The 14,005-nt window shown below is 67.8% G+C and carries 14 protein-coding genes; 8 read left to right on the forward strand and 6 right to left on the reverse strand.

Translation table 11 applies throughout. From position 1 onward, the window contains the following. Window positions 1–10: 10 nt before the first annotated feature. The 6 genes from ACYVAN_RS18815 to ACYVAN_RS18840 all read right to left on the reverse strand — a co-directional run bounded on the left by ACYVAN_RS18815 (window position 11) and on the right by ACYVAN_RS18840 (window position 6,604). Window positions 11–235, reverse strand: coding sequence for a hypothetical protein (locus ACYVAN_RS18815; protein WP_460961398.1), 225 nt, complete (start codon window positions 233–235; stop codon window positions 11–13). Next, entirely contained in the window at window positions 232–1,935 is a 1,704-nt protein-coding gene (locus ACYVAN_RS18820) for a phospho-sugar mutase (RefSeq protein ID WP_460961400.1), read from the reverse strand. Before ACYVAN_RS18820 ends, ACYVAN_RS18815 begins: the two co-directional genes overlap by 4 nt. Window positions 1,936–1,969: 34 nt before the next feature. Continuing rightward, entirely contained in the window at window positions 1,970–2,779 is an 810-nt protein-coding gene (locus ACYVAN_RS18825) for a purine-nucleoside phosphorylase (RefSeq protein WP_460961402.1), read from the reverse strand. Between the two features lie 104 nt (window positions 2,780–2,883). Then, window positions 2,884–3,558 (reverse strand): hypothetical protein, encoded by a 675-nt coding sequence (locus ACYVAN_RS18830; protein ID WP_460961404.1) that lies wholly within the window; start codon window positions 3,556–3,558, stop codon window positions 2,884–2,886. 306 nt (window positions 3,559–3,864) lie between these two features. Continuing rightward, window positions 3,865–4,443, reverse strand: coding sequence for a hypothetical protein (locus ACYVAN_RS18835; RefSeq protein ID WP_460961406.1), 579 nt, complete (start codon window positions 4,441–4,443; stop codon window positions 3,865–3,867). 412 nt (window positions 4,444–4,855) lie between these two features. After that, entirely contained in the window at window positions 4,856–6,604 is a 1,749-nt protein-coding gene (locus ACYVAN_RS18840) for a serine/threonine-protein kinase (RefSeq protein ID WP_460961408.1), read from the reverse strand. A 491-nt stretch (window positions 6,605–7,095) separates the two neighbouring features. Here ACYVAN_RS18840 and mbhE point away from each other — a divergent pair, with 491 nt between their 5' ends. From mbhE to ACYVAN_RS18880, 8 genes are all read left to right on the forward strand, one after another. After that, on the forward strand, window positions 7,096–9,453 hold the full coding sequence (gene mbhE, locus ACYVAN_RS18845) for a hydrogen gas-evolving membrane-bound hydrogenase subunit E (protein ID WP_460961410.1): 2,358 nt from the start codon (window positions 7,096–7,098) through the stop codon (window positions 9,451–9,453). Continuing rightward, window positions 9,450–10,010, forward strand: a complete 561-nt coding sequence (locus tag ACYVAN_RS18850) for an MnhB domain-containing protein (RefSeq protein ID WP_460961412.1) — start codon at window positions 9,450–9,452, stop codon at window positions 10,008–10,010. Before mbhE ends, ACYVAN_RS18850 begins: the two co-directional genes overlap by 4 nt. Further along, window positions 10,007–10,441 carry a Na(+)/H(+) antiporter subunit C gene (locus ACYVAN_RS18855; protein ID WP_460961414.1) on the forward strand — a complete coding sequence of 145 codons (435 nt, stop codon included), beginning with the start codon at window positions 10,007–10,009 and terminating at the stop codon, window positions 10,439–10,441. The genes ACYVAN_RS18850 and ACYVAN_RS18855 overlap by 4 nt, the downstream gene beginning before the upstream one ends. Then, window positions 10,438–11,970: a Na+/H+ antiporter subunit D gene (locus ACYVAN_RS18860; RefSeq protein WP_460961416.1), complete on the forward strand. Its 1,533-nt coding sequence runs from the start codon at window positions 10,438–10,440 to the stop codon at window positions 11,968–11,970. The genes ACYVAN_RS18855 and ACYVAN_RS18860 overlap by 4 nt, the downstream gene beginning before the upstream one ends. Then, a complete protein-coding gene (locus ACYVAN_RS18865) occupies window positions 11,967–12,539 on the forward strand; it encodes a Na+/H+ antiporter subunit E (RefSeq protein ID WP_460961418.1) in 573 nt (190 codons plus the stop codon). The genes ACYVAN_RS18860 and ACYVAN_RS18865 overlap by 4 nt, the downstream gene beginning before the upstream one ends. Then, window positions 12,539–12,805: a monovalent cation/H+ antiporter complex subunit F gene (locus ACYVAN_RS18870; RefSeq protein ID WP_460961420.1), complete on the forward strand. Its 267-nt coding sequence runs from the start codon at window positions 12,539–12,541 to the stop codon at window positions 12,803–12,805. Before ACYVAN_RS18865 ends, ACYVAN_RS18870 begins: the two co-directional genes overlap by 1 nt. Then, window positions 12,802–13,152, forward strand: coding sequence for a monovalent cation/H(+) antiporter subunit G (gene mnhG / locus ACYVAN_RS18875; RefSeq protein ID WP_460961422.1), 351 nt, complete (start codon window positions 12,802–12,804; stop codon window positions 13,150–13,152). Before ACYVAN_RS18870 ends, mnhG begins: the two co-directional genes overlap by 4 nt. Window positions 13,153–13,529: 377 nt before the next feature. Continuing rightward, a complete protein-coding gene (locus ACYVAN_RS18880; RefSeq protein WP_460961424.1) occupies window positions 13,530–13,841 on the forward strand; it encodes a hypothetical protein in 312 nt (103 codons plus the stop codon). Window positions 13,842–14,005: the final 164 nt, after the last annotated feature.

Below are 14,005 nucleotides of genomic sequence, written 5' to 3' on the forward strand. Positions count from 1 at the left end.
GCGGCCGTAGCTACCCGGCGCCGTCGACCGGCGTGTACTTGGCTACCACCGCGTTGGCGGACCAGAACACCGGAACCGCCACCACCGCCACCACAGCGGCGATCCACAGCGCCGTCCAGTCCGCGACGAGGAGGAGGATCACCGCCGCCAGCAGGGCCAGGCCGAGCGCTGCCCACAGTGCATTGCGCAACGGCCGCCCGACGGTTCGATCCGATTCGGTTTGCACCGCGCTCACCCGCTTTCCCGCTCAGGAGCGACCAGCTCGGACACCGCGGAACTCAGCTCCGCGAGCCGCCGATCGGCTCGGTTCTTCGCGTCGAGCAGCTTAGTTCCGGACACGTGTTCGACGACCTGCAGGTAGCACTTCAGCTTCGGCTCCGTGCCCGACGGGCGGATGACCACCCGCAGGCCACCGGGCCCGGTGACGACGAGGGCGTCGGTGCGCGGCAGCAGATCCTCGGTCCGCACCGCGACCCCGCCCAGCTCGGCGGGCGGATCGGCGCGGAGCTCGCGCATCGTCTCGGCGATGACGCCGAGATCGGTCACGCGGATCGATACCTGCCCGGTCCGGTGCACCCCGTGCCGGATGCTCAGCTGATCGAGCATCGTGGGCAGATCGCTGCCGGCACCCCGCACCGTCGCGGCGAGGTCGCAAGCGAGCACCGCAGCCGAAATCCCGTCCTTGTCGCGCACGTGTTCCGGGTCCACGCAGTGGCCGAGGGCTTCCTCGTAGGCGTAGACCAACCCCGTGCCGTGGCCGTCATCCGACCGCACCAGCCATTTGAATCCGGTCAGGGTTTCCGAGTAGCGGGCGTGGTGCTCTTCGGCGATCGACCGGAGCATCGTCGCGGACACGATCGTGGTCGCCACCAGCGGATTCGCATCGCCGCCCGTGCCCGTTCGAGACCCGCCCGGGCCTGTCCTGGTGGACAGTAGGTGCTCGCCGAGCAGCACCCCGGTCTCGTCGCCACTGAGCATGCGCCACCGCCCGTCGGGTTCGCGCACCCCCACGGCGCAACGATCCGCGTCCGGATCCAGCGCCACGGCCAAGTCCGCATCGATCTCCGCGGCGAGGTCGAGCAGCGCGTCGGTGGCTCCAGGTTCTTCCGGATTGGGAAAGCCGACCGTGGGAAAGTCCGGGTCCGGTTCGGACTGCGAATCCACCAGGTGAACGTCGTCGAAGCCCGCGGCCCGCAACGCCCGAACCAGTGGCTGCGCGCCGACACCGTGCAGCGCGGTCGCCACCACGCGCAGGTTCCGGTCGACGCCGCGCGGCAGTGTCGCCACCCGATCCAGGTAGGCGGTCAGCGCGTCGTGTCGCACCGTCCAGCCGTCCACGCGCGGAATCGACACCGCCGGTGGCGTGCGGGCGATCGCCGCCTCGATCTCGGCGTCCGCCGGGGAGACGAGCTGTACGCCACCGTCGAGGTAGAGCTTGTACCCGTTGTCCTCCGGAGGGTTGTGCGAAGCGGTGACCTGCACGCCCGCCACCGCACCCAGCGTCCGGGCGGAGTGGGCGAGCACCGGCGTGGGCAGTGGTTCGGGTAGCAGCCGGACGTCGAATCCGGCCGCCGCGAACACACCCGCGGTATCCACGGCGAAGTCCTCGGAGCCGTGCCGGGCGTCCCGGCCGACCACCACCACGCCACCGCCCCGCCCGTTCGCTTCGAGCCAGTCGGCGACGCCAGCGGTGGTGCGGACGACCACCGCGCGGTTCATGCCGAGCGCACCCGCCCGAACCGGGCCGCGCAGACCGGCCGTGCCGAAGGTGGGCATGCCTGCCATGCGCTCGGTGAGTTCCGCGACCGCGTCGGTGGAACCGGCCGTCGCCCGATCCAGCAGGTCGCGCAGCTCGGAACGGTCTCGCTCGTCCACGTCATCGGCGATCCACCGGAGGGTGGCGTCGCGCAGCGCCGGATCGACTGTGCCTCGCATCGTTTCCCGCTCCCCGCTCAACCGGCCCGCCGCGTCAGATCCGCTCGGCGAGCGCGCGCAGGAGTTTGCCCATCCGGGTCGCCGAGGCCCGACCGGCCTCGAGGACCTCCTGATGGTTCAGCGGCTCCCCGGACAAGCCCGCCGCCAGGTTGGTCACCAGCGAAACCCCGAGAATCTCCGCGCCAACCGCGCGCGCGGCGATCGCCTCCAGCACGGTGGACATGCCGACGAGGTCGACCCCGTTGCCGCGCAGCATCCTGATCTCGGCGGGCGTTTCGAAGTGCGGTCCCGGCATGCCCGCGTACACGCCCTCCTCGAGCGTCGGGTCGATCTCGCGCGCGAGATCCCGAAGCCGCGACGAGTAGAGGTCGGTCAGGTCGACGAAGTTGGCGCCGACGAGTGGTGACCGGGCGGTCATGTTGACGTGGTCACTGACGAGGACGGGCTGGCCGACGGCCATGCCCTCGCGCAGGCCGCCCGCGGCGTTGGTGAGCATCACCGTTTGGCAACCGGCCGCGACGGCGGTGCGCACGCCGTGCACGACCGGGTCGATTCCCTTGTCCTCGTACAGGTGGGTGCGTCCGAGCATCACCAGCACCTGCTTGCCCGCGACCGGAATCGACCAGATCTTGCCGCTGTGACCGGTCGCGCTCGGAGGGGCGAACCCCGGCAGGTCGGACATGAGCAGCTCCGCTGCCGGGGTGCCGAGTTCTTCGGCGGCGGGTTGCCAGCCGGACCCGAGTACCACGAGGAGGTCGTGATGGGCCGCGCCGCTGAGTTCGGCGAGGCTCGCCGCCGCCGTGCTCGCGGCCGCCGAGGGATCGGGTGTCGTCGAAGGAGTCACGGGACGCGACCCTAGCGCTTGTTCCCGGGCCGCGGTGCCGCGTGGAGCACCCCGGCCGGGTCGTCCGTAGAACGTGCAATCCGGCCGGGTAGCCCCGAACCCCACTACAGCTGGATGAGCACCTGCTCGATCAGGTCGGGTGCGGTGACGAGCGCGAGACTTGCCAGAACGAGCGGAACCACGAGGACAGCGGTTCGTTTCAACTGCTCGCCCGTCGTGTCGGCGAGGAACAGCACGACGGCCACGGCGCAGGCGGAGAAGGCGATCAACAACAGGTCGTCCCCACGGATCCGGAAACCCGTTTCGCTGATGGTCGCGGCGGCCAGCAGCGCGATCGCGGCAGCGGTTGCCGCCGCGCTCGCCCACGAGGCGCCGCCGATTCTCGAGAAGACGCCGCCGAGCACGGTCCCGGAGAACACCGCGAACACCGTCCACAGGACCACGTCGCTGGGATTGACACCGATCGTCGGCACGTTCGGGTAGTGCACGCCGTAAAAGAGCGGCTTGCCGACGTAGAACGCGACCACGGCACCGACCAGGCCGGTGACGGTGCGGAGCGCGGCGTCGCGCGTGGGGCGTCGCGCACTCACCACGACGGCGAGCAGCACCCACGGCGTCAGGGCGTGCGCGAAGGCACGCAGGAGATCGTCGTAATAGCTATAGGCGGCGAATACGCCGGAGAGCACCCCGACCAGCCCCACGAGCAACAGGACCGGCACGGTCGACAGCGTGCGGCGGCCGGACACTTCCGGTACCTCGGCAGACAGGTCACTCGGCACATCGACTCCTCGTCATCACGAACATGGGTGGCATCCTGCCTCCCTCAGCGACGGGAGACCCACAAAGATCTTCATCAGGGTAGTGCCCCATATATAGAACGTGATCTCGTAGTCGGAACCGACATGTGGCTGCAGGAAGAGCACGAAGCGCGACGGTCTCCCATAGCGCTCCGTGACACCTTGTTCTCGAGGTATGGTTAACCCAGAAACAATGGTCGTCCGCCGAAGCGGACGCCGCGAGACTTATCGCGCCGAGGATGAGTAATCCTCTTCCAGTTGACGCGACCAAGGGAAATCACTCTAAGGTCAGGCATGGATATTGACTATCCCGACATTGTTGTCGAAACTACCCAGTCCTGGATTGTAGTCGTAATGGACATGCACGTTTCTTTTCGTGTAATTTAATGCCCTGTTGGTGATATCGGCATATGCACAAGAGCCATCGCCGAATATGCTGGACAAGTTGTCCTGCCACCAAGCAGCGGGCTCCACTCGGTAACCGGCCGTGTCGCAGGTTCCGGCTGATCCGTAAATGGTTGTCATCGCACCAGCCAGGTCGCGATTGAAGTTCCCGTGCTCGTACCAATGCATGAGCGGAAGGTCTGCCATGGTGGCCACTGATTCTGCGCCACCTGTTTGTTCGGCATACTCGGCCCTCATCTTCGTGGCTGCGTCCTCGGGGGACACTTCGGAGCATGCCTCAGCCAGAACAGGGGAGTTTCCGCTTGGCGGTGCTTCGCCAACCATCGTCGCACAGAATGGACCGCTTTTATCGGAAGAGGTTTCCTCTGCGGCAACGGGACCGGAGGAAGCCAAAACGATCGCGATGGCAGCAAGCGAGCTTCCTGCCCAGGAAAATCCGCGCTTCACGTGATCCTCATCCAATTGAAAACCAGACGGACATTTGCCTCAAACCTACTCAAATCGTGCGAGCGCTACTCTAACGTCTCCCGATGGGTGAGCATTAGGCCAAGTGCCCGAATTTGGCAATGGCATAAATCACGTCGCATTCCTGTCATTCGAGCCCGAATCCGCGAAAACTTCGACGGCTCACCCCTCCAGGCATGAGGAGACGAGACGGCGCGGGCTCTGATCCAACTCCAGCCACGTCCGCTGGGGTACGTGAGGCGAGTTCCACCCCGAAACCATTCCAGCCTGCCAGCACCAGGCTGGAATGACACCTGGGCGACCCTGCTGTCCGTCTCGGATTTCCAGCGCACTTCGGCGCTACTGCTGGACGAGCGCCACGCGTCCGTTCGTGCTCCATGCCAGGTCATTGATCTTCTGGCAGGGCCGCTCAGACCTCGGGGATGAAATCCGGGCGCACCGCCTTGAACAGGTCCGCTCCTCGCGGTTGCTCGGATGCCGGAACGGTGGCTCGGACGACCCACAGGTCGTCGCCCCGCCGAAGCAGCTCGGCGACCGTCGCCCGCCGCATGTCCGGACCCGACGAAGCGACGATGCCGGATTCCACGGTCGTGTAAGCCAGGTGCCGGAGCACGGCCCCGTCGCTGCCGGGCCGTTCCACGTGCATGATCAGTTCGCCGCGGCTGCCCGCCGCGAGTTCCGGCAGCTCGTCGAGGTAGTCGTCGACGTCGTACCCGTCGTCGAAGAAGCCGCCGAACCGCTGCACGACGACCTCGTCGTCCCCGGCGGGCGCCACGAAGTGGATGCTCTTGCTGTTGGTGAAGTCCTCCCGCTCGCTGTGGAAGACGGTCCACTCGGCCGGGACGGTGATCGCGAACCGCCCGTTGCCCCCGCCGTCGGAGGTGTGCGCCGTGTCGTCGATCCATCGGACCATCGACGGCGGTGTGGGCGGCTGGGAACGTTCCGGGCCGCTCGGTACGAGCGCGGCCCCCGCGAACGTGCGGACGGCGACGAAGCCACCGGCCGACGCCGCGGCGAACAGCAGCACGGCGACGAGCGCGGTCGCGGTCGCTGCCAGGCGGCGTTGGGCCCGACCTCGGCTTCGAGGTGCGGGCTCGCGTGGGGTGAACGGCAGCGGGCCGGGATCGCCCGCGAGTGGTGGGGAAGGTGCTTCGGCATCCCGGGGCGCTCCGCCGCTACCGTCGGCGTCGGCCGCGAGGGACGCCGCCGACGCCGCCGCCGATGCCGGGGTTGCCGGTGCTGCCGCTGGTCGGGGCACCCGGATCGTGGCCGCCTCCGGATCGAGGAGCAGGTCGAACGGCCGCGAACCGTTTTCCGGAAGCAGGCTCCACAGTCGCCGTCGCACGTCGGTCAGCGGCATCCGCGAATCGGGGTCTTTGACCATCAGTCCGGCGATCACCTCGGCCACCGGCCCGGTGGTGGTCGGAGCCGGAACCGGGTCGTGCACGACGGAGGTGACGGTGGCGACCGCGTCGTCGCCGATGTCGTACGGCGGGTGGCCCTCTGCGGCGGCGAACAGCGTCGCGCCGAGCCCCCACAGATCCGCTGCGGCCGTGACCGGGTCGCCGGAGGCGATTTCCGGGGCGATGAAGGCGGGGGTGCCGAGCATGATCCCGGTGCGGGTGATGGTCGATTCGGAAAGGTTGCGGGAGATCCCGAAATCGCTGAGCTTGACCCGGCCGCCATCACCGAGCAGCACGTTGCCGGGTTTGACGTCGCGGTGCACCACACCCGCCCGGTGTGCGGCTTCCAGTGCCGCGGCGACGCCATCGGCGATCAGCGCCAGCTGGGCCTCGGCGAGCGCGCCGTGCTCGTCGAGGATCGTCGCCAGGCTCTGGGAGGGAACCAGTTCCATCACGACGTACGGTTCGCCGTCCTGCCGAGCGACGTCGTAGAGCGTGACCACGTTCGGATGACTGACCACGGCGATCGCGCGAGCCTCCCGCAGTGCGCGCTCCCGCAGCTCCGCGGCTTCCCCCTCGGGCATGCCGGGAGGCAACCGAACTTCCTTGACGGCCACCTGCCTGCGGAGGAGCTCGTCGGTGCCGGCCCACACGGTGCCCATGGCGCCACCGCCGATCTCGTGGTCGAGTCGGTACCTGTCGGCGATCAGTCGGGTCGAGCCGGTCGGTGCGTCGTCCTCGGGTGGCGTGGGCACGGCGTCATTTTCCATTGTCGATCCGCGCGGCGGGGCGAGTCCCGGGTAGTTCGCGGCACCGCGAGCACCCCTCGCGGGTCGTTAATAATAGTGAGTAGTACTCCGGCCGGCGATCGCGTGACATAACCCACGTCGGACGCGTGCGGTGACGGCGGTCCGCAGACGTGAAAGTCCATTTCGCCGCAACGAAAAATCGGTGTTACAGAACGCTCGGCGCGGTACCGACACGACCCCGCGCGATTATGTGCGAGTCACTCATCTCGGATAAGTTGGTCAGCGATCGGACCGCGTTGACGAGCCCGAAGACCGGGGGGCGTGATCCGGGCGGTTGGTCCCGTGCCGATCGAAACGGTGGAGCGAAACCGGAAGTATCGGGGTGAGTCCGGTGGTGCCACCGGCCCCGACCCCGGTGGCGCCGGGCGGGCGATGAGCGCTCCCGTGCCTGGTGTCGACGTGTGTGGCCGCGCCGTACCGGCTTCGAGGAGGTGTACTTGCTCGCTCTCGTCACGGCTCACCTGCTGGTCGCTCTGGTTCTCCCGATGGTCGCCCGCCGCAGGACCGGCCTCGCCTTCTACCTCGCAGCCCTGCCGCCCGCCTGCGCACTCGCCTGGGTGCTGGCGCGGACCGGGGACGTGCTCCGCGGTGCGGAGATCACGGAATCACTGGCGTGGGCTCCGGTGATCGACCTGGCGTTCACCTTCCGGCTCGATCCGCTGTCGGTGCTGATGTCCGTGCTCGTGTGCGGGATCGGTGTCCTGGTACTGCTCTACTCACCGTTCTACTTCGGCGCCGCCAGCGGCGACGCGCGCCGTTCCGCCCCACTGCTGCTCGCCTTCGCCGGTGCGATGCTCGGCCTCGTCCTCGCCGACGAGCTCATCACCCTCTACATCTTCTGGGAACTGACCACGATCTGCTCCTTCCTGCTGGTGGGTCAGGCCGGAGTCAGCCGCGAGTCCAGGCGGTCGGCACTGCAAGCGCTGATGATCACCACGCTGGGCGGGCTGGTGATGCTCCTCGGATTCGTCGTGCTCGGTGAGACCGCGGGCACCTACCGGATCTCCGAACTGGCCACCGACCCTCCGAGCGGCACCTCCGCGGTCGTCGCGGCCCTGCTGATCCTGGTGGGGGCGTTCACCAAGTCCGCGCAGCTGCCGTTCCACAACTGGCTGCCCGCAGCGATGGTCGCTCCGACGCCGATCAGCGCGTACCTGCACGCGGCGTCGATGGTCAAAGCCGGCGTCTTCCTGGTGGCGCGGTTCGCGCCGATCTTCGCCGGGCTCACCCCGTGGTGGGTGCTCACCGCGGTGTTCGGACTCGCCACCATGCTCATGGGCGGCTGGCGCGCGCTGCACGAACACGACCTCAAGAAGCTCCTGGCCTACGGCACCGTCAGCCAGCTGGGCTTCTTGATGCTGCTCGTCGGGGTCGGCACCTACAAGTCCGCCATCGCGGGTGCGGCGATGCTGCTCGCCCACGGCATGTTCAAGGCGTCGCTGTTCCTGATCGTCGGCATCATCGACCACCAGGCCGGAACCAGGGACATCCGGGAACTGTCCGGACTGGGCAAGCGACTCCCGTGGTTGGCGGCGCTGACCACCGTCGCCGCCGCCTCGATGGCCGGCCTGCCGCCGATGCTCGGATTCCTCGGCAAGGAAGCGGCGTTCGGCGCCTTCCTCAACGGCACCGTCTCCGGAGCACTGATCGACGCGGGCCTGGTGCTGGGTTCGGCGCTCACCGTCGGCTACAGCCTCCGCCTGCTGTGGGGAGCCTTCGCCGAGAAGCCCGGCGTGGCCCAGACGGAACCCAAGCCACCCGGACCGGGCTTGCTCATCACCGCCGGGATCCCGGCCGCGCTCGGCCTCGTGCTCGGTGTGGCCTACCCGGTCACCGACGCGCTCACGAGCAAGTACGCGGAGTCGGTCACGACGACCCCGGGCGACTACCACCTGGCCCTGTGGCACGGCTTGAATCTGCCGCTGCTGTTGTCGGCGATCGCGGTCGCCGGTGGTGTGCTCCTGCATCTCCGTCGTGCACGGGTGGAGGAGCTGCGCGCGCGCCTGCCGAAGGTGCTCACCGCCCAGCGAGGCTACGAAGTGCTGATGGCGCTGCTGGAACGCGTCGCCGTCGGCGTCACCGGCCGGGTGCAGGTCGGTTCGTTGCCCACCTACCTGGGAATCATCCTGCTCACGGTGCTGGTCGTTCCCGGAACCGCGCTCGTGGGAACCAGCCTGCCCGACGACCTCCGCCTCTACGACGAACCGCTGCAGGTTCCGCTGGCGATCGTGGTGATCGTCGCCGCCGTGGGGATGGTGCGTTCCAGGCGGCGGCTGACTGCGGTGCTGATGGTCGGCGTCATCGGTTACGGCATCGGTGGTCTGTTCATCCTCGACGGTGGTCCCGACCTCGCGCTCGCCCAGTTCGTGGTGGAGACCCTCACGATGGTGGCCTTCGTCCTGGTGCTGCGCAGGCTTCCCGCCCGGTTCACGCAGGGCGACGTCCGGCGGATGCTGCGGGTTCCGAAACTGCTGATCGCCGGCGCCGGTGGCGTGTTCATTTCGCTGGCCGCCGTGCTCTTCAGCTCCGCGCGGGAGGCTCCGCAGGTGTCGAGCGCCGAGTTCATCCACCGGGCGGAGGAAGGAGCGGGGGCCACGAACGTGGTCAACGCGATCCTGGTGGACTTCCGGGCCCTCGACACCGTCGGCGAGATCTCGGTGCTGGCGGTCGCCGCGACCGGTGTGGCGAGCCTGGTGCTGGCTTCGCGCTTCGAGCGCCGAAGGCTCAGCGAGACGACGTCCGAACCGGCGGCCTCGGTCGGCGGCGACGAACGGCAGGAGGAGGTGCGCGAATGACCGACCGACACCGCGTGACATCGCCCGAGGAACTTCCCTGGACGAGCTGGGACGCGCCCACCGAACGCTGGCTGCTCTCCGGGTTCCCGCGCAGGCACCAGGAACGCACCGTCCTGCTCGAGCTGGCCGCCCGCACCGTGTTCCCCACCGTGTTGGTACTGGCCATCTACCTGTTGTTCGCCGGGCACGACCGGGCCGGTGGCGGCTTCACCGGTGGGCTCGTGGCCGGCCAGGCCTTCGTGCTGCGCTATCTGGCGGGCGGCCGGATGGACGACAGCGCGATCGTGTCGCTGCGACCGCCGGTGCTGATCGGCGCAGGCCTGACGATCGCCACCGCGACGAGTTTCCTGCCGCTGCTGTTCGGCGGCACGGTGTTGGAGAGCACCATCACGAAGTTCACCGTCCCACTGCTGGGCCAGATCAAATTCGTCTCCAGCATCCTGCTCGACATCGGCGTGTTCGTGCTGATCGTCGGTGTGGTGCTCGATCTGCTCCGAACCCTCGGCTCCGGGGTGGAGGCCGACGTGCTGGCGGAAGAACGGGAACAGCGGACATGACGGTGAACCTGTCGATGGCCCTCGTGCTGGCGGTGCTCTACTCGGTCGGCTTCTACCTGCTGATGCAACGCTCGTTGATGCGCATCCTGATGGGGATCGTGATCGTCGGGCACGGTGCGAACCTGCTGCTGCAGTTGGCGGGCGGACCGCCGGGACGGCCTCCGATGCTCGACGTCGCCCGGCCCGAGGAGATGACCGATCCGCTGCCGCAGGCCATGGCGCTGACCGCGATCGTCATCACCTTCGCGCTGACGGCGTTCCTGCTCGCCTTGGCCTATCGATCGTGGTCGATGCTCGGTGATGACGAGGTCCGGGACGACCTGGAAGACCGCCGGATCAGTCGGCTGGAACGCAGGCTGGCCGAGTCCGAGGGCGAGACGTCCGAGGGCACCTCCGGAGGCGAGGATCTGAAGACGGAGGCGACGCAGTGAGCGTTCTGCTGGCCATTCCGGTGTTGCTGCCCCTGGCCGCTGCCGGGATGTCGCTGGCACTCGGCCGGTTCGCCGACATCCAGCGGGTGCTCGGGATCGTGGTGCTGGGTGCCATCATCGCCGACGCGGCCGTGCTGTTGTGGGCGACCGATTACCACGGCCCGGTCGTCCTGCAGGTCGGTGCTTGGCCCGCCCCGTTCGGGATCACCTTGGTCGCCGACCGGCTCGCCGCGCTGTTGCTGCTGGTCTCCTCGGTCGTGACGCTGGCGGTCTTGATCTACTCGGTCGGACAGCGCGTGGCCGACTACGGGCGGGACACCTCCAGCACCACGTTCCACCCGATGTACCTGATGCTGTGCGCGGGCGTGTCGCTGGCGTACCTCACCGGCGACCTGTTCAACCTGTTCGTCGCGTTCGAGATCATGCTCTCCTCGTCGTACGTGCTGATCACGCGCCGCACCACGCCGAGCCGCATCCGCGCGGGCATGACCTACGTGATCGTCAGCCTCACCTCGTCGCTGTTGTTCATCACGATGATCGCGTTGGTCTACGCCTCCACCGGCACGGTGAACCTGGCCGACCTCGGGAACAAGGTGGCCGAGCTGCCGGAAGGTCTGCAGAACGCGCTCGGGCTGCTGGTGGTCATCGTCTTCGGCATCAAGGCCGCGATGGTTCCGCTCCACTTCTGGCTCCCGGACAGCTACCCGACCGCGCCGGCTCCGGTCACCGCGGTGTTCGCGGGCCTGCTCACCAAGGTCGGCATCTACGCCATGATCCGCACCCAGACGCTCGTGTTCGACCACTCGACGAGCTGGACGCTGATGCTCGCGATCGCGCTGATCACGATGATCGTGGGCGCACTCGGTGCGCTGGCGCAGAACGACCTCAACCGGATGCTGTCGTTCCTGCTGGTCAGCCACATCGGGTACATGCTGTTCGGGCTCGGTGTCTACGACGCGGCGGGCATGACCGGCGTGATCCTCTACGTCGTCCACCACATCACAGTCCAAGCGACCCTGTTCCTGGTCAGTGGTCTGATCACCAGGCACACCGGCACGGTGGCGCTGAGTCGGATGGGAGGCCTGTCCAAGGCCGCCCCGCTGATCGCGGGGTTGTTCGCACTGCCCGCGCTGAGCCTCGCGGGCGTGCCGCCGTTCTCCGGGTTCGTGGCCAAGCTCGCGCTCCTGCAGGCCGGTGTCGAGGCCGGTACCTGGACGGCCTACGCGGTCACCGGCGGTGCGGTGCTGACCAGTCTGCTGACGCTGTACGCCATGGCGCGGGTGTGGACGCGGGTCTTCTGGGGCGCGGTCCGTTCTCCGGAGGCGGACCCGGATCCGACCGACGAACTCGTCGTGGGAACGGCCGTCTCGTCCAGGCCGATGGTGGCCGCGACGGGAGTGCTGGTGGCGGCGAGCGTGGTCATCGCCGTCGCGGCGGGTCCACTTGCCGCGATCAGCGAGCGTGCGGCGATCGACCTGATGGACGGCGGTCCGTACCGCACGGCCGTGCTCGGAGAGGAGGGGACGTGAGCCCGGAGCGCTCGGTGAGTTCCCACAGGCCGTTCGCGCGGATCGTGCGGCGGTTGCCGCTGCTGATCTGGTTGGCCCTCGTATGGGTCATGCTGTGGGGAACGTTCGACATCGGAACCCTGTTCTTCGGTGTCCTGGTCGCGCTGCTGGTCACCACCGTGTTCCCGGTACCGCCGATCGTCACCGCCATCGTCGTGCACCCGTTGCCGCTGCTCGGCCTGGCGCTGTACCTGGCGTGGGATCTGCTCGTTTCGACGCTCCGGGTCTCGTGGCAGGCGGTGCGGTACGGCCCCCGGGTGAAGGCGGCCATCGTCGCGGTGACCATGGCCAACGACTCCGATCACTTGATCGCGATGGTGGCCAACGCGGTCTCGCTGGCGCCGGGCAAGTTCGTCCTGCAGATCGACCGCGTCAATCGGATTTGCTACGTGTACACGCTCGGAATGGGCCAGGACGACGTCGAGTCGGTGCGTCGCGATGTCCTGTTGCTGGAGGACAAGGTCGTGCGGGCGGTCGGATCGCACGCCGAGGTGGCAGCTATCAAGGAGCGTTCGAGGAGAGGGAGCTGATGGCTGTCGTGTTCGCGGTGACCTTCGGTCTGCTGTGCGCGGCCGGATTGCTCGTCCTGGTGCGTCTCATCCGGGGGAGCACGACGCTTGACCGGATCGTGTCGGTCGACGTGCTGATCACGCTGATCGTCGCGGGCACGTGCGTGGGTATGGCCTCGCAGAACGACGGCTCGAACATCGCGTTGCTGGCCACGTTCGCGTTGCTGGCGTTCGTCGGTTCGGTCGCCGCGGCCCGTCTCGTGGAGAAGAAGGAGCCCTACCAGTGACCTGGCTCGACGTGTTCTCCGCCGTGTGCCTGCTGTCCGGAGCGTTCTCGTGCCTGATGGGTGCGATCGGCCTGCTGACTTTCCCCGACGTCGCCTCGCGGTTGCAGGCGGCGACCAAGCCGCAAACTCTCGGCCTGATCCTGGTGCTGATCGGCACGGCCACGCAGGTAGAGGTCAAGTACGTTTCGGGGCTCGTGCTCGTCGCTCTGTTCCAGATGCTGACCTCACCCATCCTCTCGCAGCTGGTCGGTCGTGCGGCGTACCGCTCGGGCAATGCCCGGCACAAGACGCTGGTCGTCGACGACCTGGGAAACCGTCTCGAACGGGAGCGGCGGTTCCGCTCCTGACGCGCACGGCTCCAGATGCGCTCGGCGCCGGTATCCTTCGGCCCCGCTGCAGGCTGCCTGTCCGGCCCCTCGCGCGCGGCGTCCGAAGTGGCGAAGGGTAGCTGTTCGCGCACTCCGCGTGCGTGAAATCACGCTTGTTCGCGGTTCGTCCCTGAGCTGGGCGGACACGTTCGGCAGTTGTTTCGGGAAAGCTGCGACATTCCGGCGAACTCCGCTGCCGGGGACCAGTACCGGCGCCGAATGTGATCAAATGATTCGGTGCGAAGAGCCGCGTTCCTCCGGGGCCGTGTCGAGCGTTTGCGTTCGACCGGGGACTCGGCGCGTTCGGTCCTGCTTTTGTTTCCTTGGAAGATTTCTGTGCGGAAGGGTGTGGAGCCGTGAAGTCGTCGCGGATCCCTCGAACGATCGCGGCCATCGCGCTCGGAAGTTCCATGGCGATCGCGCCGGCAACCGCGGGCGCGGAGCCGTCCCAGGGGGCCGGGACAATGCAGATGCAGGTGCAAGTGCATGCGCAGCAGCCCGAACCCGCGCCGCCGATACCTGAGAACGGGCGGTCGTCCGAAGAGCCGATGACCTCGCAGCGGTATGGCATCGGCGTGGCCGGTGCGGTACTGATCGGCCTGGTGCTGTTGTCCCGAAAGTTGCGAAAGAAGCCGATCATAGGCTTGCCGTGGAAAAAGCGCGGCTGAAAGCCGAGGACTCGAAAGCGGCCGATCGGTCGGTTTCACGAGTCTTCAGCAAACGAATTCTCGCTGTGGACTGGACCTGACGCCAAACCTGTGGGATTTTCACAACTGTACGTGTAGAGCACACCAGTCACACGTGCCACGACCGTGACATGGGAAGCGATCGA

It is taken from the genome of Parasphingorhabdus pacifica, assembly GCF_054779195.1.